The organism is Saccharothrix longispora (genome assembly GCF_031455225.1).
In the GTDB taxonomy this organism is placed as follows: Bacteria; Actinomycetota; Actinomycetes; order Mycobacteriales; family Pseudonocardiaceae; genus Actinosynnema; species Actinosynnema longispora.
Map to the genome: position 1 here is coordinate 1,427,900 of NZ_JAVDSG010000001.1, position 25,607 is coordinate 1,453,506.

Annotated in this window: 22 protein-coding genes; 7 read left to right on the plus strand and 15 right to left on the minus strand. The window is 74.7% G+C overall.

Translation table 11 applies throughout. The annotated features are described in order from the left end of the window. Positions 1–61 precede the first annotated feature (61 nt). Entirely contained in the window at positions 62–4,636 is a 4,575-nt protein-coding gene (locus J2S66_RS06380; RefSeq protein ID WP_310304904.1) for a HAMP domain-containing protein, read from the plus strand. Between the two features lie 52 nt (positions 4,637–4,688). After that, a complete protein-coding gene (locus J2S66_RS06385; protein ID WP_310304907.1) occupies positions 4,689–7,061 on the plus strand; it encodes a SpoIIE family protein phosphatase in 2,373 nt (790 codons plus the stop codon). Between the two features lie 219 nt (positions 7,062–7,280). Here J2S66_RS06385 and J2S66_RS06390 read toward each other — a convergent pair whose 3' ends face one another. Together J2S66_RS06390 and J2S66_RS06395 are read right to left on the minus strand one after the other, a co-directional pair. Further along, a complete protein-coding gene (locus J2S66_RS06390; RefSeq protein WP_310304912.1) occupies positions 7,281–8,042 on the minus strand; it encodes an SDR family NAD(P)-dependent oxidoreductase in 762 nt (253 codons plus the stop codon). Next, complete coding sequence (locus J2S66_RS06395; protein WP_310304915.1) at positions 8,039–8,461, minus strand: VOC family protein; 423 nt, start codon at positions 8,459–8,461, stop codon at positions 8,039–8,041. Before J2S66_RS06395 ends, J2S66_RS06390 begins: the two co-directional genes overlap by 4 nt. 71 nt (positions 8,462–8,532) lie before the next feature. On the opposite strand from J2S66_RS06395, the gene J2S66_RS06400 reads away from it, so the two are divergent. After that, a complete protein-coding gene (locus tag J2S66_RS06400; protein ID WP_310304919.1) occupies positions 8,533–9,213 on the plus strand; it encodes a GntR family transcriptional regulator in 681 nt (226 codons plus the stop codon). 16 nt (positions 9,214–9,229) lie between these two features. On the opposite strand, the gene J2S66_RS06405 is transcribed toward J2S66_RS06400, so the two are convergent. Then, positions 9,230–9,967, minus strand: coding sequence for a GAF and ANTAR domain-containing protein (locus J2S66_RS06405; protein ID WP_310304921.1), 738 nt, complete (start codon positions 9,965–9,967; stop codon positions 9,230–9,232). 156 nt (positions 9,968–10,123) lie between these two features. On the opposite strand from J2S66_RS06405, the gene J2S66_RS06410 reads away from it, so the two are divergent. Next, on the plus strand, positions 10,124–10,399 hold the full coding sequence (locus tag J2S66_RS06410) for a DUF3040 domain-containing protein (RefSeq protein WP_310304924.1): 276 nt from the start codon (positions 10,124–10,126) through the stop codon (positions 10,397–10,399). Positions 10,400–10,413: 14 nt separating this feature from the next. On the opposite strand, the gene J2S66_RS06415 is transcribed toward J2S66_RS06410, so the two are convergent. Beyond that, positions 10,414–11,634, minus strand: a complete 1,221-nt coding sequence (locus J2S66_RS06415) for a glycosyltransferase (RefSeq protein ID WP_310304927.1) — start codon at positions 11,632–11,634, stop codon at positions 10,414–10,416. Between the two features lie 406 nt (positions 11,635–12,040). Between J2S66_RS06415 and J2S66_RS06420 the strand changes: the two genes are divergently transcribed. The 3 genes from J2S66_RS06420 to J2S66_RS06430 are packed head-to-tail and all read left to right on the plus strand — an operon-like array spanning position 12,041 to position 14,182. Next, a complete protein-coding gene (locus J2S66_RS06420; RefSeq protein WP_310304929.1) occupies positions 12,041–13,435 on the plus strand; it encodes a PP2C family protein-serine/threonine phosphatase in 1,395 nt (464 codons plus the stop codon). A gap of 50 nt (positions 13,436–13,485) precedes the next feature. After that, positions 13,486–13,875 (plus strand): YidH family protein, encoded by a 390-nt coding sequence (locus J2S66_RS06425; protein ID WP_310304932.1) that lies wholly within the window; start codon positions 13,486–13,488, stop codon positions 13,873–13,875. A gap of 4 nt (positions 13,876–13,879) precedes the next feature. Then, entirely contained in the window at positions 13,880–14,182 is a 303-nt protein-coding gene (locus tag J2S66_RS06430; protein WP_310304934.1) for a DUF202 domain-containing protein, read from the plus strand. A 68-nt stretch (positions 14,183–14,250) separates the two neighbouring features. On the opposite strand, the gene J2S66_RS06435 is transcribed toward J2S66_RS06430, so the two are convergent. The 11 genes from J2S66_RS06435 to J2S66_RS06485 are packed head-to-tail and all read right to left on the minus strand — an operon-like array spanning position 14,251 to position 25,577. After that, the gene (locus tag J2S66_RS06435; RefSeq protein WP_310304936.1) at positions 14,251–14,832 is read right to left on the minus strand and encodes a GNAT family N-acetyltransferase; all 582 of its coding nucleotides are present in this window, start codon (positions 14,830–14,832) and stop codon (positions 14,251–14,253) included. Further along, complete coding sequence (locus J2S66_RS06440; protein WP_310304938.1) at positions 14,829–16,247, minus strand: ABC transporter ATP-binding protein; 1,419 nt, start codon at positions 16,245–16,247, stop codon at positions 14,829–14,831. Before J2S66_RS06440 ends, J2S66_RS06435 begins: the two co-directional genes overlap by 4 nt. Further along, on the minus strand, positions 16,244–17,017 hold the full coding sequence (locus J2S66_RS06445; protein ID WP_310304939.1) for an ABC transporter permease: 774 nt from the start codon (positions 17,015–17,017) through the stop codon (positions 16,244–16,246). Before J2S66_RS06445 ends, J2S66_RS06440 begins: the two co-directional genes overlap by 4 nt. Beyond that, positions 17,014–17,958, minus strand: coding sequence for an ABC transporter permease (locus J2S66_RS06450; RefSeq protein ID WP_310304941.1), 945 nt, complete (start codon positions 17,956–17,958; stop codon positions 17,014–17,016). The genes J2S66_RS06445 and J2S66_RS06450 overlap by 4 nt, the downstream gene beginning before the upstream one ends. Continuing rightward, the gene (locus J2S66_RS06455) at positions 17,955–19,481 is read right to left on the minus strand and encodes an ABC transporter substrate-binding protein (protein WP_310304943.1); all 1,527 of its coding nucleotides are present in this window, start codon (positions 19,479–19,481) and stop codon (positions 17,955–17,957) included. Before J2S66_RS06455 ends, J2S66_RS06450 begins: the two co-directional genes overlap by 4 nt. Beyond that, the gene (locus J2S66_RS06460; protein WP_310304945.1) at positions 19,478–20,272 is read right to left on the minus strand and encodes a class I SAM-dependent methyltransferase; all 795 of its coding nucleotides are present in this window, start codon (positions 20,270–20,272) and stop codon (positions 19,478–19,480) included. Before J2S66_RS06460 ends, J2S66_RS06455 begins: the two co-directional genes overlap by 4 nt. After that, a complete protein-coding gene (locus J2S66_RS06465; RefSeq protein ID WP_310304947.1) occupies positions 20,269–21,480 on the minus strand; it encodes an MFS transporter in 1,212 nt (403 codons plus the stop codon). The genes J2S66_RS06460 and J2S66_RS06465 overlap by 4 nt, the downstream gene beginning before the upstream one ends. Next, entirely contained in the window at positions 21,477–22,484 is a 1,008-nt protein-coding gene (locus J2S66_RS06470; RefSeq protein WP_310304950.1) for a dipeptide epimerase, read from the minus strand. Before J2S66_RS06470 ends, J2S66_RS06465 begins: the two co-directional genes overlap by 4 nt. Further along, complete coding sequence (locus tag J2S66_RS06475) at positions 22,481–23,536, minus strand: PLP-dependent cysteine synthase family protein (protein WP_310304953.1); 1,056 nt, start codon at positions 23,534–23,536, stop codon at positions 22,481–22,483. Before J2S66_RS06475 ends, J2S66_RS06470 begins: the two co-directional genes overlap by 4 nt. Beyond that, positions 23,533–24,327: a Rossmann-like domain-containing protein gene (locus J2S66_RS06480; protein ID WP_310304956.1), complete on the minus strand. Its 795-nt coding sequence runs from the start codon at positions 24,325–24,327 to the stop codon at positions 23,533–23,535. The genes J2S66_RS06475 and J2S66_RS06480 overlap by 4 nt, the downstream gene beginning before the upstream one ends. Next, positions 24,324–25,577 (minus strand): ATP-grasp domain-containing protein, encoded by a 1,254-nt coding sequence (locus J2S66_RS06485; protein ID WP_310304958.1) that lies wholly within the window; start codon positions 25,575–25,577, stop codon positions 24,324–24,326. The genes J2S66_RS06480 and J2S66_RS06485 overlap by 4 nt, the downstream gene beginning before the upstream one ends. Positions 25,578–25,607 lie beyond the last annotated feature (30 nt).

Consider the following 25,607-nt stretch of genomic DNA (forward strand, 5'->3'; position numbering starts at 1 on the left):
TTCAACCAAGAGCGGGCGCTTGTCGCATCTCCGCACCGGTTAGGCGAGGAACGAGGGTGGCATGGCCGGCACGACGGTCGGAGGCGGCTCGCCCGCTCCGCGGCGCACGACGAGACAGGGCGCGAACCCCGTGGACCAGCCCGAGTTGCGCCAGTTGCTGGCCGGGCTGACCGCGGTCCGCGACGGCGACTTCGGCACCCGGCTGCCGGACGACTCCGGCGGGCTGCTGGGCGAGATCGCGACCGTCTTCAACGGCATGGTCGACCAGCTGTCGCTGTTCACGTCCGAGGTGACGCGCGTCGCGCGCGAGGTCGGCACGGACGGCCGGCTGGGCGGCCAGGCCGAGGTGCCCGGCGTGTCCGGGACGTGGGCCGACCTCACCGACTCGGTGAACGCCATGGCGGGCAACCTCACCTCCCAGGTGCGCGACATCGCGCAGGTGGCGACCGCGGTGGCGCGCGGCGACCTGTCGCAGAAGATCGACGTGGACGCGCGTGGCGAGATCCTGGAGCTGAAGGAGACCGTCAACACGATGGTCGACCAGCTCTCGTCGTTCGCGGCCGAGGTGACCCGCGTGGCGCGCGAGGTGGGCAGCGAGGGCCGGCTGGGCGGTCAGGCCGACGTGAAGGGCGTCTCGGGCACGTGGCGCGACCTCACCGACTCGGTGAACTTCATGGCGGGCAACCTTACCGACCAGGTCCGCAACATCGCCCAGGTGACCACCGCCGTCGCCAAGGGCGACCTGTCGCAGAAGATCACCGTCAACGCCCGGGGCGAGATCCTGGAGCTGAAGAACACCATCAACACGATGGTGGACCAGTTGTCGTCGTTCGCGGACGAGGTCACCCGCATGGCCCGCGAGGTGGGCACCGAGGGCATCCTGGGCGGCCAGGCGGACGTGAAGGGCGTCTCGGGCACGTGGCGCGACCTCACCGACTCGGTGAACTTCATGGCGGGCAACCTCACCGACCAGGTGCGGTCGATCGCGCAGGTGGCGACCGCCGTGGCGCGGGGCGACCTGTCGCAGAAGATCACGGTGGCCGCGCGCGGCGAGATCCTGGAGCTGAAGTCGACCATCAACACGATGGTGGACCAGTTGTCGTCGTTCGCCGACGAGGTCACCCGCGTGGCCCGCGAGGTCGGCACCGAGGGCCGGCTGGGCGGCCAGGCCGACGTGAAGGGCATCTCGGGCACCTGGAAGGACCTCACCGAGTCGGTGAACGTCATGGGCGACAACCTCACCGCCCAGGTGCGCTCCATCGCCCAGGTCACCACCGCCGTGGCCCGCGGCGACCTGTCGCAGAAGATCCGGGTCGACGCGCGCGGCGAGATCCTGGAGCTGAAGGAGACCATCAACACGATGGTCGACCAGCTCTCGGCGTTCGCCGACGAGGTCACGCGCGTGTCGCGCGAGGTCGGCACGGAGGGCAACCTCGGCGGCCAGGCCACCGTGCGCGGCGTGTCCGGCACCTGGAAGGACCTGACCGACAACGTCAACGTCATGGCGTCGAACCTGACCGGCCAGGTGCGGTCGATCGCGCAGGTCGCGACGGCGGTGGCGCGCGGCGACCTGTCGCAGAAGATCACCGTCGAGGCCAAGGGCGAGGTCGCCGCGCTCGCCGGCGTGATCAACACGATGGTGGACACGCTCTCCGCGTTCGCCGACGAGGTCACCCGCGTGGCCCGCGAGGTGGGCACCGAGGGCATCCTCGGTGGCCAGGCCCGGGTGCCGAACGTGGCGGGCACCTGGAAGGACCTGACCGACAACGTCAACTCGATGGCGAACAACCTGACCAACCAGGTGCGCAACATCGCCCAGGTCACCACCGCCGTCGCGCTCGGCGACCTGTCCAAGAAGATCGACGTCGACGCGCGCGGCGAGATCCTGGAGCTCAAGACCACCATCAACACGATGGTGGCGCAGCTGTCGTCGTTCGCCGACGAGGTCACCCGCGTGGCCCGCGAGGTCGGCAGCGAGGGCAAGCTCGGCGGCCAGGCCGAGGTCGAGGGCGTCTCCGGCACCTGGAAGCGGTTGACGGAGAACGTCAACGAACTGGCCGGCAACCTGACCCGGCAGGTGCGCGCCATCGCCGAGGTCACCAGCGCGGTCGCCGCGGGCGACCTGACCCGCTCGATCACGGTGGACGCGTCCGGCGAGGTCGCCGACCTCAAGGACAACATCAACTCGATGGTGGAATCGCTGCGCGTGTCCACCAAGGCCAACCGCGACCAGGACTGGCTCAAGACCAACCTCGCCGGGATCTCCGGGCTCATGCAGGGCCGGCGCGACCTGGAGGTCGTCGCCGAGCTGATCATGGACGAGCTGGCGCCGCTGGTCTCCGCCCAGTACGGCGCGTTCTACCTGTCCGACGACGCGCCGGAGCAGCCCGAGCTGCGCCTGATCGCCTCCTACGGCAGGCCGTACGGCGACGACGACCCGGACGCCCGCCCCACCCGGTTCCGCTTCGGCCAGTCGTTGGTGGGCCAGGCCGCGCGCAGCCGCCGCACCATCGCCGTCGACGGGGTGCCGCCCGGCTACGTCTCGGTGTCCTCCGGGCTCGGGCGGACCGAGCCGAGCGATCTCGTCGTGCTGCCCATCGTGGTCGAGGGGCAGGTGCTGGGCGTGATCGAGCTGGCGTCCGTGCACCGGTTCACGCCGATCCACCGGGACTTCCTCGAACAGCTGATGGAGACCATCGGCGTCAACGTCAACACGATCGTGGCCAACGCCCGCACGGACGAGCTGCTGGAGGAGTCCCAGCGCCTGGCCGCCGAGCTCCAGACGCGGTCGAGCGAACTCCAGAAGCGCCAGGAGCAGCTCCAGGAGTCCAACGCGGAACTGGAGGAGAAGGCCGCGCTGCTGGTGTCGCAGAACCGCGACATCGAGCGGAAGAACCTGGAGATCGAACAGGCCAGCTCCGAGCTGGAGGCCCGCGCGAAGCAGCTGGCGCTGGCGTCGAAGTACAAGTCGGAGTTCCTGGCCAACATGAGCCACGAGCTGCGCACCCCGTTGAACAGCCTGCTGATCCTGGCCCAGCTGCTCGCCCAGAACCCCACCCGCAACCTCACCCCGAAGCAGGTGGAGTACGCGGGCATCATCCACTCGGCGGGCTCGGACCTGCTCCAGCTGATCAACGACATCCTCGACCTGTCCAAGGTCGAGGCGGGCAAGATGGACATCACGCCCGAGCGGGTCGCGCTGCGCCAGCTGCTCGACTACGTCGAGGCCACGTTCCGGCCGATGACCACGCAGAAGAGCCTCGGGTTCCGCATCACCACCGCGAGCGGCGTGCCCGCCGAGCTGCTCACGGACGACTCGCGGCTGCGCCAGGTGCTGCGCAACCTGCTGTCCAACGCGGTGAAGTTCACCGAATCGGGCGGCGTCGAGCTGCACATCCAGCCGGCCGACGCCGCCGAGCTGCCGTCGTCGGTGCGGCGGCACGGCCAGGCCGTGGCGTTCCGCGTCGTCGACACCGGCATCGGCATCGCCGAGCAGCAGCTGGAGTCGATCTTCGGCGCGTTCCAGCAGGCCGACGGCACGACGTCGCGCAAGTACGGCGGCACGGGCCTGGGCCTGTCCATCAGCCGCGAGATCGCCTACCTGCTGGGCGGCGTGGTCACCGCGCGGAGCGAGCTGGGCAAGGGCAGCACGTTCACCCTGTACCTGCCGGTCGCCCGACCGGAGTTCCAGGAGCTGCCCGCCCTGGAGCGCACCGGGCAAGCGGCCGTGCTGCCCGCCGCGCCGGACCCGGCCCCGGTGGAGCCCGGCAGCGGCGCACAGCCGCACAAGCGCCGGCTGCTGGTCATCGAGGAACGGCCCCAGGGGCTGCTGTCGCTGGTCGCGCAGAGCGCGGTCACCGACCTCGCCGACCGCAACGACCCGCGCGGACCGGTCGAGGTGATCACCGCCGTGGACGCCCGCGAGGCCGCCGCGGTGCTGGCCGCCGAACCGTGCCACTGCGTGGTGCTGGAGCTGGACATGCCCGGTGACGAGGCGCTGGTGTTCCTGGAGGCCCGGGACGGCGACGCCGGCGCCCGCACCGTGCCGGTCCTCGCGCACAACACCCGGCGGCTGACCCCGGACCAGGAGAGGAGGCTCCAGTCGGGCGCGGGGGACCGGCCGCTGGAACTGCTGTCGAGCCTGGACGAGCTGCGCGAGCGCATCGCGCTGCACCTGACCGCCGAGGTGCCCGGCGACGTCCTGCCGCTGGTCCGCCACGAGGACGCGCGGGCGCCGGAACCGCGGGCGTTCGACAGCGGGCTGACCGGCCGCACGGTGCTCATCGCCGACGACGACGCGCGCAACCTGTTCGCGCTGAGCAGCATCCTCGAACTGCACGGCATCGGCGTGCTGCACGCGGAGAACGGGCGCGAGGCCATCGAGGTGCTGACCTCGCACCCCGGGATCGACCTCATCCTGATGGACGTGATGATGCCGGAGATGGACGGCTACGCCGCCACCGCCGCCATCCGCGCCATGCCCCGGTACACCGACCTGCCGATCATCGCGGTCACCGCGAAGGCGATGCCCGGCGACCGGGAGAAGAGCCTCGACTCGGGAGCCAACGACTACGTCACCAAGCCGGTCGACTCCGACGACCTCGTCACGTGCGTGCGACGCTGGCTGGACCGCTAGCCGCCCGACCAGCGCTCCGGCCCACCACCGCCCACGCCACAGGAGACCATGCGTGCACACACCCCGACTGCCCGACGGCGGACCACCGGTCATCGCGCCGCCCACCGGCCACGGCGCCGGCCTGACCAGGTTGGCGGCCACCGTCGAGCGCCTGTCCCGCGAGGTGCGGGAGGCGCACGCCGTGGCCGACGGGCGCGCGCTCATGGAGATGGCCAAGGGCGTCCTGGTGGAGCGGCTGGGGTGCGGCCCCGCCGAGGCGTCGCGACAGCTGTCGCTGCTGGCGGAGCAGTCCGGGACCGGGCTGCTGGAGTTCGCCGCCGAAGTGGTCAACCAGGCGGCGCGCGACCGGCTCACCGAGGCCGCCGACGACCTGCTCGGCGACCGGGTGGACGTGGTCGGCGCGCGGGAACCGGCGCGGTCGGCCGCCGTCCGCCTGCGCACGGCGGAGAGCGGCGCGCTGGTGGCGGGCGACACCCAGGCCGTGGCCGAATCGCTGTTCGAGCACGCCCTGGCGCCGCTGGGTGCGACGGCCATCGCCGTCTGGTCGGTCGCCATGGACGCGTCGCTGACCCTGCGGGGCTCGGCCGGGTTCGCGCCCGACGAGGCCAGGCGCTGGCACCACGTGCCGCCCGGCGTCGCCACACCCGCCCGCCGCGCGCTGAACGAGCGGTCGGCGGTGTGGCTGGCGGACCTGGGCGAGTCCGGCCTGCCGTCGATCGGCGGCCGTGACCTGACCGGCGCGCGGGTCACCGCACCCGCCGAGTCCGGCGGCCGGGTCGTCGGCGTGCTGGAGATCTGCTGGCCGCACCCCCTGCCGCCGCAGCCGCCGCAGATCCGGCGGCAGGTGGAGGCGCTGGCCGAGCTGTGCGCGCACACCCTGGACACCACACCGCCCGCCGAGTACGGCGAGCCGGTCGCGGACGAGCTGGTCGACCTCGCCGACACCCTGCTCGACGCGGCGTTCGTGCTGCGACCGCACCTGTCGCCGACCGGCGAACTGGCCGACTTCCGCATTTACCACGCCAACAACCGGTTCGTGGACCTCGCCGGCCGGCCACGCGGCGCGGTGACCGGGATGCTGCTGCTGGAGGCGTACCCGCTGGCAGCCGGGGAGGGCGCGCTGTTCGACAAGGTCGAGCGGGTGCACGCCACCGGCGAGCCGTTCCGCGCCGAGCGCATGGCGCTCACCGCCCTCGTCGACCAGGTGCCGCTCACCGCGGTCGCCGAGATCGGCATCACCCGGCACGGCGACCGGGTGCTCGTCGTGTGGCGGGTCGAGGACGAGACCACCCGGCTGGCCGACCTGCTGCACCACGCCCAGCGCCTCGGCCGGATCGGCGGGTTCGAGGAGGAGGTCGGCGGGCGGATCACCTGGAACAGCCAGCTGTTCGCCCTCTACGGCCTGGAACCGACCGACGACCCGGTGCCGCTGTCCGCGCTGCCCGACCACTGCCACCCCGACGACACCGCGACCATCACGCGGTTCCTGCGCACCGTGCTGCACTACCGGCGGCCGGGCTCGGCCGCGTTCCGGTTCCAGCGGCACGACGGGATCGTGCGCCACATCAGGGTCATCGCCGAACCGGTGGTCGACGACCTCGGGGACCGGCTGCTCGCGGTGCGCGGCGCGTACCAGGACGTGTCGGCGCAGCACTGGACCGAGGTGGCGCTGTCGGCCACCCGCGACCGATTGGCGCACACCGAGCAGCACGCGGCCGAGCAGAGCAGGTTGGCGCTCCAGCTCCAGCGGGCGATCATGCCGCTGACCGCGCCGTCGTTCGACGCGTTCGACCTGCGCGTCGCCGTGCGCTACCGCCCGGCCGAGCAGGAGCACCTCGTCGGCGGCGACTGGTACGACGCGGTCGTGCTGCCGTCCAAGCATGTGCTGGTGTCGGTGGGCGACATCACGGGGCACGGCATCAAGGGCGCGACCGGCATGGTGGTGCTGCGCAACGCGTTGCGCGGTCTCGCGGCCACGGGCGCGGGCCCGGCGCAGCTGCTGGGCTGGCTGAACCTGGTGGCCCACCACCTCACGGACCACATCTTCGCGACGGCGGTGTGCGCGCTGTACGAACCGGACACCCGCGTGCTGCGCTGGGCCCGTGCCGGCCACCCGCCACCCGTGCTGATCCGCGACGGGCAGCCGTCCGCGCTGTCGACGTTGCGGGGGATCATGCTCGGTGCCATCTCGGAGGCCGAGTACGAGGAGGGCGAGCTGGTGCTGCGGTCCGAGGACACCCTGCTGCTCTACACCGACGGCCTGATCGAGCGGCGCGACACCGACCTCGACGAGTGCCTGGGCCACCTGCTGACCGACTGCGCCGCCGAGGTCGCCTCCCTGGACGACCGCCTGGACCACCTGCTGGCCCACAGCCGCGCCGACACCGACGACGACACCTGCGTGGTGGGCATCCAACTCACCTGACCAACCCGCGAGTCGTAAACCCACCCCGCGCGAGTCGTACGTCCAAGTCGCGCGAGTCGTACGTCCAGGTCGCGCGAGTCCAACGCTCAGGACCTGTGTGTTCTTCACTTGCGAGTAAAGAACACACAGGTCCTGAACGTAGAACTCAGAGGGCCTGGACGTACGACTCGCGCGACCTGGACGTACGACTCGCGCGACCTGGACGTACGACTCGCGCGGTCAGGTGCGGAGGTGGGAGGCGCCGTTCAGGTCGAGGATGGTGCCCGAGGCCCAGGTCGCCTCGGGGGACGCCAGGTAGAGGATGGCGGCGGCCACCTCGTCGGGGGTGCCCACCCGGTTGAACGGGCTCTGCGCGCGGGTCAGGTCTCCCGTCGCACCGCTGAGCTTGTGCGCTTGGCGGTCGGTCGCGATGAAGCCCGGTGCGACCGTGGCCACGGCGATGCCGTGCGGCGCCAGGGCGAGCGCGAGGGACTGGCCGAACGAGTGCAGCGCCGCCTTGCTCGCCCCGTACGCCGGGTCTTCCGGTTCACCGCGGAACGCACCGCGCGAACCCACGTTGACGATGCGGCCCGGCACGCCGCGGCCGACGAGGTGGTTGGCCACCCAGTAGGTCAGGTTGGCCGCACCGAGCAGGTTCACGTCCAGCGTCCGCCGCCACACCCGCTGCCAGTGCTCGTAGGACGCCGACGTGACGGGGTGCGCGGTCTCCGCGGACGGGGCCACCCCGGCGTTGTTCACCAGCACGTCGACGCCGCCCAACGCGCGTCCCGCGTCCTCGGCGACGCGCTGGGCCTCGGCGGGGTCGGCGAGGTCGCCGGCGACCAGCACGTGCCCCTCACCGGGCAGCGAGGCCAGGGTCTCCTCGGCGGCGGCGCGGTCGTGGGCGAAGTGCACGGCCACGCGGTCGCCCCGCCGGGCGAACGCGGCGGCCGTCGCCCGGCCGATGCCCCGCGACGCCCCGGTGACCAGCACGCCCCTCACCGGGCGAACACCTGCGACTCGTCCCGGAACGCCTTGAACTCCAGCGCGTTGCCCGCCGGGTCGAGCAGGAACATCGTCCACTGCTCGCCCGGCTCGCCCGCGAACCGCAGGTAGGGCTCGATCACGAACTCCGCGCGCGCCGCGCGCAACCGGTCGGCGAGCTCGTGGAAGCCGCCGACGGTGAGCAGCAGGCCGAAGTGCGGCACCGGCACGTCGTGGCCGTCGACCGGGTTGTGGGCCCGCGGCGCGCGCTCGCCGGGCGCGACGTGGGTCACGACCTGGTGGCCGTGGAAGTCCCAGTCGACCCAGGCGTCGGCCGAGCGCCCCTCGGTGAGACCGAGGACGCCGCCGTAGAACGCGCGGGCCCGGTCGAGGTCGTCGACGGGGACGGCCAGGTGGAAGGCGGGACGGGTGGTCATCGACAACTCCTCGGGAGGGGGTGTGCACCCCCACGGTGGACCGAATGATGTCCGGATGTCAACATTGCACCATGAGCAACTCGTTGCCCAAGGCGGCCAGGCGCGGTCTCGCGGAGGAGTCCGCCGACCGCATCCGGGACGCCATCTTCGCCGGCCACTTCCCGCCGGGCGCGCCGCTGCGCGAGGTCGAACTGGCCGCGTCGCTGGAGGTCAGCCGCGGTTCGGTGCGGGAAGGGCTGGCCCTGCTGGAGCGCGAGGGACTGGTGCGCAGCGCGTGGCACCGCGGCACCACGGTGGTCGAGGTGACCGCCGAGGACGTCGAGGAGGTCTACACGGTGCGCGCGGCGCTCGACCGGCTCGCCGCGACGACCGCGTTGCGCAGGGCGACCGCGGACGAGCTGGCGGCGCTCGACCGGCTGGTCGACGCCATGGCGGACGAACTCGCCGACGGCGGTGACGGCCCGCGCCTGCTCGCCCTGGACATCGCGTTCCACGAAGCGGTCTACGCCGCCGCGGGCAACCGCAGGCTCACCCGGGCGTGGCACGCCGTCCGCTCGCAGGTGCGCCTCTTCCAGCTCCGCCGGATCGCCCTCGGCCACGCGCACTACCGCGCGCGGGTCGTCGCCGAGCACCGTGAGCTGGTGGCCCTGCTGCGCGCCGGTGACGCCGAAGCGCTCGCCCGCGTCGCGGAGGAGCACGTCGACTCCGCGCGCCGCGGCCTCCTCGCGCACCTGTCCCGAGTGGACGGCTGACCGCGGGGCCGTCCGCCTACGAGGACGTGGGCGTCAGCCGGCCGGTCTCGGCCAGGTGCTGCGCCAGGTCGCGCAGCTTGGTGTTGCTCTGCTGGCTGACCCGCACCAGCACGGAGAACGCCTGGTCGGCGGTCAGCTTGTGGCGTTCCATCAGGATGCCCTTGGCCTGCCCGATCAGGTCGCGGGTGTGGACGGCCTCGGTCAGGTGGTCCTCCTTGCGCGCGTCGGCCAGCGCCACGGCGGCGTGGCTGGCGAACAGCACACCGACGTGCCACGACTCCTCGTCGAAGCCCCGCACGTCGGGGGAGTAGAGGTTGAGGGCGCCCAGGTCGTCGTCGCGCACGTACAGCTGGAACGACAGCATGCTGGACACGCCGAGCGCCTCGGCGCGGGACCCGAAGACCGGCCAGCGCGGCTCGTCGCCGAGGTCCGGCACGCTGACCACCCTCTCCTGGAACAAGGCGGTCAGGCACGGTCCCTCACCGGTCTCGTACTGGAGGCGGTCCACGTCGAACACGACGTCAGCGGTGCCCGTCACCGTCTTGACCTCCCGCTTGCCGACGACGGTCATCACCCCGGCGTGCCGCGCGCCGGGAATGGTCTCGACCGCCGCCCGCACGATCTCGTCCAGCGTCTCCTGCGCGCCGTGCCGCGTCTGGAGCCCCTGGGCCACCTCGCTCAGGCGCACCGCCAGGTCGTGCCGCGTTCCCAACAGGTCCGCAGGCCGGTCGCCCTGCGACTCGGCTCCAGTCATGTCGTCGCCTCCGCACTCGGATGAACGAGGGACTACCCGCTCGTCGCGGCTTCCAAGCCCGTCCGGAGCGCCGCACGGGCCGACACCGACGGGTGAGGCCCGGCATCGGAGTCGCCGGAACGGGTAGGCGAGACCGGAGGCCATCGGGAGGTCGGTGTGGACGCGCGCTACGTGCAGGGGCAGCTCCGCGGGATCGAGCGCCGCCTGGAGAGGAGCGACCCGGGGTTGGCCGCGCTGCTGGCGGGCCGCCCGGTCCGGGTGCCGCTGACGCACCGCCGGTGCTTCCTCGCGGGCCTGGTGTGCCTGGGCGTGGAGTTCGTGGTCCTGGGGCTGCTGCTGGCGCTGCCGCTGGTGTTCGCGGGCCTGCTGCTGCTCATGGTCGGCGCCTGCCTGCACCTCACCCGCCGCGCCGACCGCGGGCGCGACGGGTGAGCGGCCGGACCGTCCTAGGCCTGGAGCTGCTGGGACGCGGGCGCGTCCACGCCCTCCTCCGGGTGCAGCACGACCTCGTCCTCGCCGGTGACCCGCAGGTAGGCGCGCTCGGCGTCCTGTGCGACGCGGGCCGTGGCGTAGCGGGACGCGACGCGGTCCGCGCCCGCCGTCCCGTAGGCGTCCCGGCGGGCGTGGTCGGCCAGCAGCGGGCGCAGGGCGTGGGCGAGCGCCCTGGTGTCGGCGTGCGGGACGAGCAGACCCGTGACGCCGTCCACGACCACGTCGGCCAGACCACCGCCGGGGGTGGCGACGACCGGCACACCGCACGCCATCGCCTCCAGCGCGACGCCGGTGCTGATCGCCTCGTCCGGCACGGTGGCCAGCACGTCCGCCGAGCGCAGCAGCGCCGGGAACGCGGCGCGGGGCACCGGACCGACCAGGCGCACGCGGTCGGCCGCGCCGCACCGGGTCGCGTGCGCCCGCAGCTGCTCGACCCGTGCCGACAGGTCGGCGTGGCCGCCGATCGGGCGGCCCACGACGACCAGTTCGGTGTCCGGCATCCCGCGCAGCGCGGTGATCACGTCGTCGACCCCGTCGCCGGGGCGCAGGTCGGCCACCGACAGCACGCGTCGGGGCAGCCGCCTGCCGGCGGCCGGTCCCTCCGGGGCGAACCTCTCGACGTCCACGCCGTGGGGCACGACGGTCACCTGGGGCCTGGGCACGCCCGCGTGCACCAGGTCCTCCAGCTCGTCGGTGTGCGCGGCCAGCACCCCCGCGACCTCGCGGGCGACCAGGCGCTCGGTGCCGACGCGACGGCTCTCGACCGGCGCGCCCAGGCGCTGCCGGAGGACGCCCAAGCCGTGGAAGCTCTGCACCACGGGCACGTCGAGGCGCCTGGCGGCCAGCACCGAGGCCAGGCCCGCGGTCCACCCGTGGGCGTGCACGACGTCCGGCCGGTCGACCGACCAGCGGGCGTGCAGGGCACGGGTGAACGCGTCGAGGTCGGCGGCGGCGTCCGGTGGCCCGGCGTGCACCTGGAACACCGTGTAGCCGTACCGGGTCGGCACCAGTTCGGGCGCGTCGGCGGAGTCCCGCCGGGCGTGCACCACCACGTCGTGACCGAGTGCGGTCAGCGCGGCCGACAGGTCGGCGACGCGCACGGCCGAATCCTCGGCGGGGCCGGCTGCGGCGGTGGAGAGCGGGTTGGCGTCGATCGACACCATCGCGATCCTCACGGCGTCCGCACCCCCCGCGACGACCGGGCGTGCTGCATTGGTTCGTTGGGACAGGGACGACTCACGTGTCGCACAACCTCTCCTGCGAGGCCCACGAGGCCTTGTCGGAGCAGGCTGTGCTCTCAACCCACGCGTCTCACAGTAGTCACGCGACTCCACCCGTGCCACCGGGGACTCGTCATGCGCCGGGGTGGTTCCCGGGGTATGAGGAGGTTTGGGATCGACGCTCACCGGGGACCCCGGAACCGGTGAGCGCGAGGTGATGCAGTGCCGCACGACCTGTTCCAGCGGGGAAGGCCGCGCGCGGTGTCCACTGGGGTGACCTGTCCTCCCCGCGAGACCGCGGCCCCCGCCCGGGATGTTCCCGCGCGGGCAGCCCTGCCGTGGGCGGGGGGCTGAGCGCCGCGTGCTCTCCGACCGGCACGACCACCAGCGCCAGGCGCTCGCCCGTGCGGTGCGGCGTGCCGAGCTGCCGCTGGAAGACCTGTGGATGCGGTACTTCTCGCTGGGCGGCGACATCGGGATCACCGAGGTCGAGGCGTACCTCAGCGGCCTGATGAGCCTGCCCGCCGTCGAGCGGGACGTCCTGGCGCACGTCGTCAACGAGCGGCTCGACGAACTCGCCCGGGTCAACCAGGTGCCCTACAGCCGCGAGGTGCGCGACGCCGAGCCGCGCAGCCGGCCCCTGGCCGCCCTGGTCACCCTCCTCCACGCCGCCGAGACCGCGTCCCCGGACCGGGTCGACGCCCTCGCCGACGCGGCGGGCCGGGTCCTCGGCGTGGTGATCACCGTGCACCTGGTCGACCGCGGGCAGCGCCGCCTGCGCGGGCCGGCGGACGGCGGTCCGGCGCTGGACGTGCGCACGACGCCCGCCGGTCGGGCCTACCGCACCGGCCGGCCGGTGCCCTCGCGCGGCGAGGCGGGGCCGCGGCTGTGGGTGCCGCTGCTGGACGGCGTGGCGCGGCTGGGGGTGCTGGAGGTCGCGTGCGGCGAGGAGGACCTGGACGACCCGGGCCTGCGCGCCCAGTGCGGGTGGGTGTCGCGGCTGCTGGGCCGGATCGTCGTCGCCCTGGACCGGAGCGGTGGCGCGGCCGCCGACCGCGCGGACGGGGCGCACCCGGTGACCGCCGAGCTGGTCCGCTCCCTGCTGCCGCCGCTCTCCGGCGCGTCGGGGGAGTTCCGGGTCAGCGCGGTGCACGAGCCGTCCGGGCGCGGCGGCGACGCGTTCGACTACGCCCTGTCCGAGACCTCCGCCTGCCTGGCGGTCCTCACCGCGGCCGGCCCGCAGCCGGCCCTGGCCGTCGCCACGGCGCTGGCCGCCCACCGCCGCGCCCGCCGGGCCGGGCACGACCCGGTGGGGCGGGCCGGGGTGGTCGACGAGGCGCTGGGCGCCCACTTCGGGCCGCACACCTCCGTCACCGGCGTGCTGGCGGACCTCGACCTGCGCACGGGCAGGCTGTGCTTCGTCAACGCGGGCCACCCGGAGCCGCTCGTGCTGCGCGCGGGCCGCACCACGCTCCCGCTGCCCGGTGGCGCCCGACCACCGCTGGGGAAGCCGGGCGGGCGTCCCGTCGCCGGCGAGTCGCTGCTGGCCAGGCGCGACTGGCTCCTGCTGCGCACCGAGGGCCTCACCGGCGGGGACGACGCGCGCGGGCTCGCGGACCTGCTCCGGGCGGAGGCCGCCGCGGCGACCACGCCGCCGGAGACGACCCGGCGGCTGCTCGACGCGCTGCGAGGGGAGGCGGTACCGGGGCGCGACGCCACCCTCCTGCTGGCCCGCTGGACCGGTCCGGCCCGCTGACCACCGGGTCGCCGGGCGGTCGGCGCGGCCACTGGGTAGCCTGCGCACCGGTGCGACGACGTCTCCCGAACGACCAGCCGGCGAGCCGGCGCTTCCCCGCGTGGGTCTACCGCGACGGCGCCGAACCCGACCCCCGGTTCAGCCTCGCCAACGAGCGCACCTTCCTGGCCTGGGTGCGCACCGCGCTCGCCCTGATCGCGGGCGGTGTCGCGCTCGACGCCCTGGCCCTGCCGCTGCACCCCGGCCCGCGGCTGGCGGCCTCGCTGCTGCTGCTCGTGCTGGGCTTCGGCGCGGCCCTGCACGCCTGGCTCGGGTGGGCCCGCACGGAGCGCGCGATGCGCCGCGGTGAGCCGCTCCCGTCACCCGGACCGGCCGTGCCCCTGGCGATCGGCGTCGCCGTCGTCGCGGTGCTCGTCGCGGTCGCCGCGCTGGTCGCGTGACGTGGTGGCGCCCCGGGACCTCGGCCTGCAACCGGAGCGGACGGCGCTGGCGTGGCGGCGCACCGGGCTCTCGCTGGTGGTCGGCTCGCTCGTGGTGGTGCGCCTGGTCGACGCCCCCGCCGGGCCGTGGCTGGGCGGCGCGGGGCTGGCGGTGACCGGCGTGCTGTGGGTCGCCGCGGAACGGCGCGGGCGCGTGCTGTGCGACCGCGCGGCACATCCCGGCGCCGGGCTGCTGCTCGCGACGGCCGCGCTGGTGGCGGCGGTGGCGCTGCTCGGTGTCGCGTGGGTCCTCACCCGGGCGTCGTGACGCGTTCCGCCGAGTGCCCGGGGCCGGCGGTCGCGCCCGCCGGCCCCGGTCCGGGTAACCCGCCCGGCTCACGCCGTGCCGCGCGCACCGGCACCCACCCGCGTGTCGACCAGCACCGGCAGCGGGATCTCGAAGTGCACGGTCTCGTGGGTGCGCCCGTCGCCGTCGCGGGCGTCGTGCACCTCGACCGCCACCGACCGCCAGAACGGCTCCGCGCCCGGCACCCTGGTGTCGGTGTGCAGGTAGATCCGCTCGTAGCCGGGTGTCTCGGCGACGAACCGGGTGGCCGCGTCGACCAGCGCGCGGGCCAGGCCGTGGCGGCGGTGCTCGGCGCGCACGTACACCCGGAACAGCTGCGCGGTCGTGCCGCCGGCGTACCGCTCCGCCAGCCACGCCGGGTGCGGCGGGCTGGCGGGCCCCTGGGCGCGCACGGCCGTGGTGCCCACGACCTCGTCGCCCGCGACGGCCACGAACAGCGCGTGCCGGGGCGTCTCCAGGTAGGTGCCGGCCAGGTCGACCACGTCGGCGTGCCACTGCGGCCGGTAGCCGTGGCCGAACTCGCGGTAGAACGTGTCCAGCATGACGCTGCGGGCCCCGGGCAGGTCGGCGTGGGTCGCCGGCCGCACCTCGTAGCGGTGGTGTTCGGTCACTTCATCCTCTCCTCGGCTCCTTCGAGAACGGCCGCCGCCGGACCGTGCGCGACGACACGTCCTCCGTGGAGCACGACCACCCGGTCGGCGAGCCGGGCCACGACGTCGAGGTCGTGGCTGATCAGCACGAGCGCGCACGGCACGCCCGCGAGCAGGTCGAGCAGGGCGCCGCGGGTCACGGCGTCCAGCCCGGAGGTGATCTCGTCGCACACCAGCACGTCCGGCTCGGCGAGCAGGGCGCGCACGAGCGCGGCGCGCTGGAGCTCACCGCCGGACAGGCCGCCCGGCCGGCGGGACGCGGTCGCCGGGGACACGCCCACCCGGTCGAGCGCGGCCAGCGCGGCGGTCCGCGCGGCGTCCGGGCCGGCGCCGCGCAGCCGCACGGCGGTGCGCGCGACCTGGTCGACGACCGCGCGGTGCTCGTCGAACGAGCCCCGCGCGTCCTGGAACACGTACTGCACGGCGGCGAGGTCGGCCCGGGACCTCCGGCGCAGCGACCGGGCCAGCGGCCGGCCGTGCAGCAGCACGTCGCCCGCGGCCGGTTCGTGCAGGCCCGCCAGGCACCGGCCCAGCGTCGTCTTGCCGCTGCCCGATCGGCCGACGACCGCCAGCCGCTCCCCGACGTCGAGGTCCACGCCGTGCAGGACGGTGGCCCGGCGGTGCCCGGCGGTCAGGCCGCGCACGCGCAGCCGGGGCGCCCGGTCGGGCACGTCGGGCGCGGTGCGCGGCACGGTGTCGAGCAGCGCCCGCGTGTACTCCTCGCGCGGCGCGGTCAGCAGCCGCGCCGCGGGCCCGGCCTCGACGACGCGCCCCTCGCGCAGCACCACGATCTCGTCGGCCAGGGCGCGCACCACCGCCAGGTCGTGCGTGAGCAGCACCAGCGCGACGCCCTGGGCGACCACGCCGGCCAGCTCGTCGACGACCTCGGCGCGGGTCAGCGCGTCCTGCCCGGTGGTCGGCTCGTCGGCCACCAGCACCGCCGGGTCGCCCACCAGGGCCTGGGCGAGCACGAGCCGCTGCTGCTGGCCGCCGGAGAGCTGGTGGGGGTAGCGGCGCAGCAGCTCGGCCGGCACGCGTGCCCGGCGCAGCGCCGTGGCGACCAGCTCGTCGCGGTCGCCCCCGTGCAGCGCGGCGATCTCGCGGAACACCGCCCCCAGCCGGCGCACCGGGTTGAGCGCGGCCGACGGCTGCTGCGGCACGAACGCCACCCGCCCGCGCACCGACACCCGCCCCTCGACCTCGACTCCGGGTCCGTGCTCGCCCAGCAGCGCGAGCCCCGTGGTGGTCTTGCCGCTGCCGGACGCGCCGACCAGCGCCAGCACCCGGCCCGCGCCCACCGCGAAGCTCACCCCGTCCAGCAGCGCCCGGCCGCCCGCCCGGGCGCGCAGGTCCTCCACGTGCACGACCGGCGTCACGACCGCACCTGCCGCAGGGCCCGGTCGAACACCAGGTTCACGCCGACGGACAGCGCGACGATCAGCAGCGCGGGCACCACCACGGCCCACGGCTGGAGGAACAGCCCGCCGCGGTTGCGGTCCACCATCACCGCCCAGTCGGCCGCGTCCGGCGGCACGCCGACACCCAGGAAGCTGGCCGACGCCACCAGGTACAGCGCGCCGGTCAGCCGGGTGCCCAGGTCCGCGGCCAGGGTGCGCAGCATCGACCGTCCCGTGTAGACGATCGAGGTCCGCCACCACGACTCGCCCTGCATGCGCATCGCCTCCAGCGCCGGCCGCCCGGCGATCTCCAGGGCCGCCGCGCGGGACAGCCGCGCCACGTCGGGGAAGTTCACCAGCGCCACGATGCCGACCAGCACCGCCAGGCCCTGCCCGGCGATGGCCGCCACCAGGATCAGCACCAGCAGCGACGGCACCGCCAGCAGCAGGTCCAGCGGTCGCATCAGCACCTCGTCGACCAGCCGCAGCCGGGCCGTCGCCGCGACCACGCCCCAGGGCACGCCCACCGCGTAGGACAGCACCGTGGCCAGCAGCGCGACCAGCACGACTGTCCGGCCGCCGTCGAGGACCTGGTGCCACACGTCCCGGCCGACGAAGTCGGTGCCCAGCGGGCCGTGCGGCGTGAACGGCGCGTGCCGGGCGCCGTCGTCGGGCACGAACAGCGGCCCCAGCAGCGCCAGGGCCAGCGGGACGACCACGAGCAGCGCCCCGATCCCGAAGCGCCTCACGTGGTCACCCCCGTGCGGGGGGCCAGGCGGAACGCGACCAGGTCGGCCAGCAGGTTCACGGTGACCGTGGTGACCGCGAAGACCAGCGCCAAGCCCTGCACCACGGGCAGGTCGCGCCCGGCCACGGCGTCCACCAGGGTGGTGCCCAGGCCGGGGACGACGAACACCGCCTCCACCACGATCACCCCGCCCAGCAGCCAGTCCGTGGTGCGGGCGACCTGCTGCACGGCCGGCGCGAGGGCGTTCGGCAGGGCGTGCGCGAACCTGATCCGCGCCTCGCCGATGCCCAGCTGGCGGGCGTGCCGCACGTGCTCGGACGCCAGGGCGTCGAGCATGCCCGCGCGCACCAGCCTGCCGATCGAGCAGATCGGCCGCGCCAGCAGCACGACCAGCGGCAGCACCAGCACCGCCGGTTCGGCCAGGACGTCCACGCCGACCGCCGTGGGCGGCAGCCACCCCAGCCGCACGCCGAACACCGCGATCAGCACCACGGCCAGCGCGAACTCCGGGATCGAGTGCAGCGCCACGCTCACCGAGGTCAGCACCCGGTCGAGCGCGCCGCCCTCGCGCAGCGCGGCCAGCACGCCCACCAGCACCGACAGCGGCACCAGCAGCACCAGGGTGAGCACCGCCAGCACGAGGGTCGGGCCGATGCCGTCGCCCAGGAACTCCGCGACCGGCCGGCCGGACACCAGCGACACGCCGAAGTCCAGTCGCGGCAACCCGGCCAGCCACTGCCCGAACCGCTCCCACCCCGGTCGGTCGAGGCCCATGGCGGCGCGGATGGCCTCGATCCGCGTCGGGTCGGGGTGGTCGCCCGCCAGCGCCACGGCGGCGTCCCCGGGCAGCGCCTCGACCAGCAGGAACACGGCGGTGGCCACGGCGAGCACCTGTGCGGCGCCCAGCGCGAGCCGCCGTGCCGCGTAGCCGGTCGGACTCATCCCAGCCACACCTTGTCGAACCGCGCCCAGTCGAGCGTGTTGGCGGGCGCGGTGGAGATCCCGCCGACGCCCGGCGCCGTGCCCACGATCCAGTCGGCGAAGCCCCACATCAGGTAGCCGCCCTCGGCGTGCAGGGCGGCCTGCATCTCCCGGTACGCCCCGGCGCGCACGGCCTCGTCGGAGGTCGAGACGGCCTTCTCGTACAGCGCGTCGAACTCCGGCCGCGCCCACTTCGTCACGTTCGTGCCGGACCCGGTGAGCAGGCGCTGCGCGATGTGCGTCTCGATCGGCATGGCACCGGACCGGAAGCTCGACAGGGAGCCGTTCTTCAGCACGTCCGACCAGTAGCTGTCCTTGTTGCCCATGGTCACCTCGATGGTCAGCCCGGAGCCCCGGACCTGGTCGGCGAACACGGTGGCGGCCTCGACCATGCCGGCCGCGGCGGTGGACGTGTCGAGCGCGACGGTCAGGCCCTCGGCCCCCGCCTTCCGGATCAGGTACTTGGCCTTGTCGAGGTCGCGCTCGCGCTGGGGGAGGTCCGCGTAGTGCCGGTAGCCCTTGCCGAACAGGTCGTTGCCGACCTGGCCGTTGCCGGCGAGCACCGCCTCCACCAGCTGGGGCCGGTCGGCGAGCAGGAACATGGCCTCGCGCAGGTCCCGGTCGTCGAACGGCGGGCGGTCGAGCTTCATCGCGAACGCCTGCACCGCGCTGCCGGGGGAGCGGTGGATCGCCATCCGGCCGCCGTCGGCGTGGCCGCGGGCCGTGGTGGGCGTCAGGTCGTGCGCGTACTCGACCTGACCGCCCAGCAGCGCGTTGGTGCGCGCCGACTCCTCGTTGGCGATGACGAACTCCAGCTCGTCCAGCAGCGGCGCACCCTCCCAGTAGTCGGGGTTGCGCTTGAGCAGCGTGGACCGGCCGGGTTCGAACGACGAGAAGGCGAACGGCCCGGAGCCGATCGGCGTGGTGAAGTCCTCCGCGCCCTCGGGCACGATGTACGCGCCGAACGCGGCCATCGCGTTCGGGAACTCGACGAACGGCCGGGTGAGGGCGAACTCGACGGTCCGGTCGTCCACCGCGCGGCTGTTGGGCAGGTCGACCAGCGCGAGGCTGGACCGGGCCCGGAACGCCCGCTTCGGGTCCAGGACGCGGGCGTAGCTGGCCAGCACGTCCTGCGCGCGGACCGGTCTGCCGTCGTGGAACGCGGCCTGCCGCAGGGTGATCCGCCAGCGGGTGAGGTCCGCCCCGGGCTCCCACGCCTCGGCCAGGCGCGGTCGTGGCGCGACGTCGTCGCCCAGGTCGGCCAGCTTGTCGAACATCGCCTTGGCGCGGGCCGCCTCCACGAACAGGTTCGCCAGGTGCGGGTCGAGGACCTCCTTGGCGCCGCCGCCGGCGAACGCGGCGCGCAGCCTGCCGCCGGTGCGCGGCGCGGACGACGGGGTGGTGGCGGCGGTCGAGCACCCGGTGAGGGCGGCGGCCGAGAGCCCGGCGGTGAGGCCGAGGAAGCGGCGGCGGTCGAGGGTCACGAGGGTTCCTTCCGGTGGTGGGGGCGCAGGCGTGCCACGACGTGCAGGCGGTCGCCGGACAGCGCGCCGCTCAGCTCGGCGTCGGCCGTCCACGGGTCGTCGGTGCGCGGACCGGGGCCGTCGAACAGCGCGAGCACGTCGAACCCGGCCAGGTCGAGCAGGTGGCGCAGCTCCTGCGGGAACAGCAGCCGCCAGGCGGAGCGCTGCACGAGCGGTTCGGCCAGGCCGGGCCACGTCCACTCGCGGCGGCGGCGCAGCAGTTGGGCGGCGTGGTCGATCCGCAGCGCGGTGGTCGAGGTGTACTCCGTGCCGCGCCAGGTGACCGCGCGGGTGCGGGGGCCGTCGAGCAGTTCGGTGCTGCCCAGGAAGAACGCGCCGTTGCGCATCTCGGCGACCAGCAGCCCGCCGGGCACGAGGTGCTCGCGGCAGCGGGTCAGGAACGCGTCGAGGTCGGCGTTGGTGTGGCAGTACAGCAGGGCGCTGTCCAGGCAGGTGACGACGTCGAACCGGCGGCCGAGCGCGAAGGTCCGCATGTCGCCCACCACGACGTCCACCTCGGGGTGGTGCCGCCGCACGTGCTCGACCATCCGCTCCGAGCTGTCCACACCGGACGCCCGGTAACCGTTGCGGGCCAACCACCCCGCGTCGCGGCCCGTGCCGCAGCCGACGTCGAGCAGGTCGCGCCCGCCGCCGAACCGCGTCACGAGGTCGTGCACGAACCGCGCGGCGGTGTGCCCGGGGTCGGGGAACTGGTGCTCGTACAGCTCGGGGTTGTCGGTGAGGAGGTTCACCGGTCGGCCTCCGTGGTCCGGGGGGAGAGGGTGCCTCGGCGGTGCAGCCGGGCGACGGCCGCCGCGCTGCCGAGGCCGATCGCGACGCAGAGCAGGGACGCGGGGCCGTCGCCGAACCCGCTGACCCAGCCGACCAGGGCGTTGCCGAGCGCGGCGGCGACACCGGAGGCCAGGTAGAACACGCCGAAGTAGGTGCCCGACAGGGTCGGCGACCCGAACTCCGGGATCAGGTCGTAGACGAACGGCTGCGCGACGACCACGCCGAGCGCCAGCAGCGCGGTCGTGACCAGTACCGGCACGATGCCGGACCACAGGGCGGGTGCCGCGAACCCCGCGCCCGCCACGGCCAGGCCCGCCGCGATGACCGCGCCGCGCGGCCGGCGCGCCAGCCGGCGGGTGACCCGCACCTGGAGCAGCAGCGTCGTGAGCGTGGAGACGACGAACAGCGCCGTGACCGACACCGCCGACCCGGTCGCCCGCTGTGCCTGCACGGGCAGCAGCAGGTAGAGCTGGTTCTGCAACGCGAACAGGCCGCTCAACGCGCAGGTGAACGCCAGGAAGCGGCGGTCGGCGAGGCACTCGCGCCAGTCGCCGAGCACCGACCCGCCGCTGCGGGCGGCCGGTCGGGCGGGCAGGGCGAACGCCTGGGCGGCGGTCAGCGCCGCGAAGATCCCGGCCGCCACGACGGCGGCGACCCGGAAGTCCCACAGCAGCAGCACGCCGCCGAGCACCGGCCCGGCCAGCGCGCCCGCTTGGCCCCAGGCGTTGAACCGGGCGAACGCCTCGGTGCGCGCGTCCCCCGCCTCGACCGCCACGTACGCCCGCACGGCCGGGTTGAACAGGGCGCCGGCGAGCCCGCTGAGCGCGGACGCGACCAGCACGACGGTGAGCGAGTCGCCGAGCGCGAACAGCCCGAAGCCCACCGCGCGCAGCGCGCAGCCGGCCAGGATGGCGGTGCGCGGGCCGAGCCGGTCGGACACCGTGCCGCCGAGCAGGAACAGGCCCTGCTGGCTCAGCGTCCGCACGCCGAGCACGACGCCGATGACGGTCGCGGACATGCCCAGACCGCCCAGGTGTGCGGCCAGGAACGGGATCAGCAGGTAGAAGCCGGTGTTCACGGCGAACTGGTTGACCAGCAGCAGCCGGACGGGCCGGGGCAGCGGGGGAGCCGCGGGGCGGGACGGCCGTCGCCCCCGGGCCGTGGTCACCTCGGCACCACGCCGAGCCCCGGGGCCCCGGTCAACCGCAGCACGCCGTCCTCGCCGCCGATGCCCGACCACGGGTCCGCGGCCAGCAGCAGGTGCCCGTCGAGGTCGACCCACCGGGCGTGCCCGGTCAGGTGCACGGCGGGCGCGATGCCCAGGGAACTGGCGACCAGGCAGCCCAGCATCACGTCCAACCCGGCCTCGCGGGCCGCCGCCACGACCTCCATCGCCGCGGTGATCCCACCGCACTTCGCGAGCTTGACGTTCACCCCGTCCACCGCGCCCGCCAGCGCCCGCACGTCGGCCACCGTGGTGGCGTCCTCGTCGGCGACCAGCGGCACCGGGCACCGCTCGCGTACCCAGGCCAGCCCGTCGGGCATGCCGGGCGCGATCGGCTGCTCCACCGCGTCGAGCGCCACGCCGCCGACGCGCTCGACGAACCGCACGGTCCCCTCCGGCGTCCAGGCGCCGTTCGGGTCGAGGATCACCCGCGCGCCGGTCGCGCCCACCGCCGCCACGGCGGCGAGGTCCCGTTCGTCGTCCCCGCCGACCTTCACCTTGAGCACCGGGAACCCGCGCCCGACCAGCTCGGCGGCCTGCGCTCCGGCGTCCTCCGGCGAGGTGATGCCGATCGTGCGGGCGGTCGCCACGTCCGTCCACTCGGGAGTGCCGACGAGCGCGTGCACCGGCACGCCCCGGCGCAGGCCGATCAGGTCGTGCAGTGCGGCGTCGACGCCCGCCCGCACCCCGGCGGGGAGGTCGCCCAGCGCGCCCAGCGCCTCCTCGGGCCCCGGCAGCCCGGCGAGCAGGGGGCGCAGGCCCGCCAGCAGGGAGGTGATCGTCGGCACGTCGAGCCCGTAGAACGCGCTGGTCACGACCTCGCCGTGCCCGCTCAGCCCGTCGGTCGAGACGACCACCCGCACGGCGTCGCGGCGGGCCATCACCGACCGCGAGATCCGCAGCGGCGTGCGCAGCTCCAGGCCCCGCACGTCCCAGTCGAGCCTCACACCGGCACCGCCAGCCGGGGGTCCGCGACCGAGCGGCAGCGCGCCCACCCGGTCACCTCGGCGGACTCGGCGCTGCCGATCTCCACCGGTCGGTCGGCGGCCGGGCCGAGGAGGCCGCGGCTCAGGCAGAAGTCGTCGTCGAAGATCGTGCCGAGGTAGCGGTGCGGGCCGTCCGGGAAGATCGTCGCCACCACCGCGCCCGGCTCGACCCGGGCCGCCCACGCGGCGACCAGCGCCACCGCCCCGGTGCTCCACCCGCCGGTCACGAACGCGTCCCGGGCGAGCCTGCGGCAGGCGTCCACCACCTCGCGCGGTCCCAGCCAGTGCACCTCGTCGAACTCGGCGTAGGCGACGTTGCGCGGGTGGATGCTGCTGCCCAGCCCCCGCATGACCCGCGGCCGGGCGGTTTGGCCGAAGATCGTCGAACCGGCCGCGTCCACGCCCACCAGCCGCACGCGCGGCCAGTAGCGGCGCAGCGCGGTCACCACGCCCGCGCTGTGGCCGCCGGTGCCGACGCTGCACACCAGCACGTCGACCGGGTCGAGCTGCTCCGCCATCTCCCGCGCCAGGCCCGCGTAGCCGAGCGGGTTGTCCGGGTTGTCGTACTGGTCGGGCCAGTAGGAGCCGGGGATCGTCGCCAGCACGTCCCGGAGCCGGTCGAGCCGGGCCTGCTGCCAGCCGCCGGTCGGGTGCGGCCGGTCGACCACCTCCAGCCGCGCGCCGTGCGCCCGCAGCAGCGCGCGCATGGCCGGTTCCAGCTCGTCGTCCACGACTAAGACCACCGGGTGGCCCAGCGCCTGGCCCGCGAAGGCCAGGCCGAGGCCGAGCGTGCCGCTGGTGGACTCCACGACCACCGCGCCGGGGCGCAGCTCACCGCGCCGGCGGGCGGCCTGGAGCATGGACACGGCCGGTCGCGCCTTCATGCCGCCGGCCCCGAGGGACTCGACCTTGGCCCAGAACCCGCCGTGCCGGTGGGGGAGCGGGGTGTCCACCCGGACGACCGGGGTCCGGCCGAGCAGCTCCAGCAGGTGTCGGTTCGCGCGCGCGGTCACGAGGGTCGCTCCGTGTGCAGGTGGATCGTCGTCGGGCCGCCGTCGAGCCAGAAGAACGGGTACGGCTCGGCCGACACCGCCCGCACCCCCGAGCCGATGAACCACGGCAGCACCGCGCTGGCGGTCTGCGCGAACAGCACCACCGGCTTGCCCTGCGCGGCGGCGCGGCGCAGCAGCGGTTCGAACGTGCCGTTGCCGACCGTCATGCCCGAGGCCAGCACGGTGTCGCACTCGTCGAGCGCCGAGACGGCGTCCTCGGCGACGGCCTCGCCCCACTCCGTGCGACCGCCCTTGAGGTCGCACGGCAGGTAGGTCGCGCCGCGCTCGCGCAGGTGGTGCAGCAGCGAGTTCACCACGCCGACCACGAGCACCCGCTCGCCGGGCGCGGGGCGCAGCAGGTCCACCACCGCCGACGCCCGCGCCAGGGACTTCTCCAGCGACGACCCGGGTCCGACGGTGACGCTCTCCGCGCCGGACCGCGCGTGCGGGCGGACGTGCATGAGGTAGGCGTCCAGCGCCGCCGTGCGCACGGCCGGCTCCGGGTGGTCCAGCAGTTCGGCGACCGGTGTGCCGACGCAGTCGTGCACCACGTCGTCGGACACCTCCTCGACCGCGCAGGAGCCGACCGCGTCCTCGACGCGCAGGCTGACCACCGTGTTGCGGTAGGACCGGCCCCGGCCGGCGTGCCGGGCGCCCTGCCGCGTGGTGAACGCGACGCTCGCCGCGAGCGTCGCCGGGGCGGGGCCCAGCGCGCCGGCGCGCACCAGCCCGACCAGTTCGTCGATGGTCACGCCGCCCCCTCGGCGTCGGCGTAGCGCACGGACAGGCCGGCCACGAGCCGCTCGGCCCGCGCGCGTGCGCCCGGACCGGTCGGGTCGGTCACCATGACGTGCCCGAGGTAGCTGTTGTTGCTGGTCGGGTCGCCGACCCGGTGACCGGGCGGCTTCACCGACCACTGCGCGACGTCCGGCGCGGACAGCGCCTCCGCGCCGTCGACGCCCGCGAGCAGCCCGCGGCGCGGCGGCAGCAGGAACGAGATCGCCGCGCTGCGCACGCCGGTGTCCACCGGGCGCAGGTCGGGTCGCTCGCCGACGGCCAGCTGGGCGTACGCGGCGGGCAGGTCGATCCCGGTGGTGCGGCGGACCAGCTCGGTGATCTGGTTGCCCGCCGGGCGCGGGTTGACCTCGATGAGCTTCGGGCCGTCCGAGGTCAGCTTGACCTCGGTGTGGGCGACGCCGCGGTCGAGGCCCAGCGCGGCGATCGCGGCCACCGCGACGGCCTCGGCCCCGTCGGTGGGCAGCTCGGCGGGGAACATGTGGCCGCTCTCCACGAACCACGGCTCGCCCGCGACGCTCTTGTCGGTGACGCCCACGACGTGCGTGACGCCGTCCACCGTCACCGTCTCCACGCTCACCTCGGGGCCGGTGAGCAGCTCCTCCAGCAGCACGGTCCGCACCCTGGGCTGGTTGCGCGCGTTGACCGGGAACGCCTCCAGCGCCGCGAACGCCTCGCGCAGCTCGGCCTCGTCGGCGACCCTGCGCACGTGCATCCCGGCGCACAGGTCCACCGGCTTGACCACCAGCGGGTAGCCCAGGTCCGAGGCGGCCTCGGCGGTCGCCGGCCAGTCCTCGGCCAGGGCGAAGCGGGGACCGGGTACGCCGGCGTCGCGCAGGGCGGCGCGGGTGAGGTCCTTGCGGTAGGCGCGTTCGACGGCCAGCGGGTCGGGGCCGGGCAGCCCCAGGTGGTGCGCGACCCGCGCGACGGTCGACAGGTAGTAGTCGCAGGACGAGACGACGCCGTCGAACCGGAGTACGTCGTGCAGCCGCGCCACGTGGTCGAGCAGGGCGGGCACGTCGTTGGTCTCGGCGGTCAGCACGTTGTCCGCCGCGAGCAGCGGGTGCGGGTGCGCGGGTGCGGAGCGCAGGTAGTGCTGGAGGTCGCGGGTCAGGAACGTGAAGCGGTGCCCGGTCTCGTTGATCGCCCTGGGCAGCAGGGAACTCATCGCGCCGACCCAGCTCTCGATCATCAACAGGTGACCCACACGTCCTCCTCGTTCAGGGCGAGCCATCGC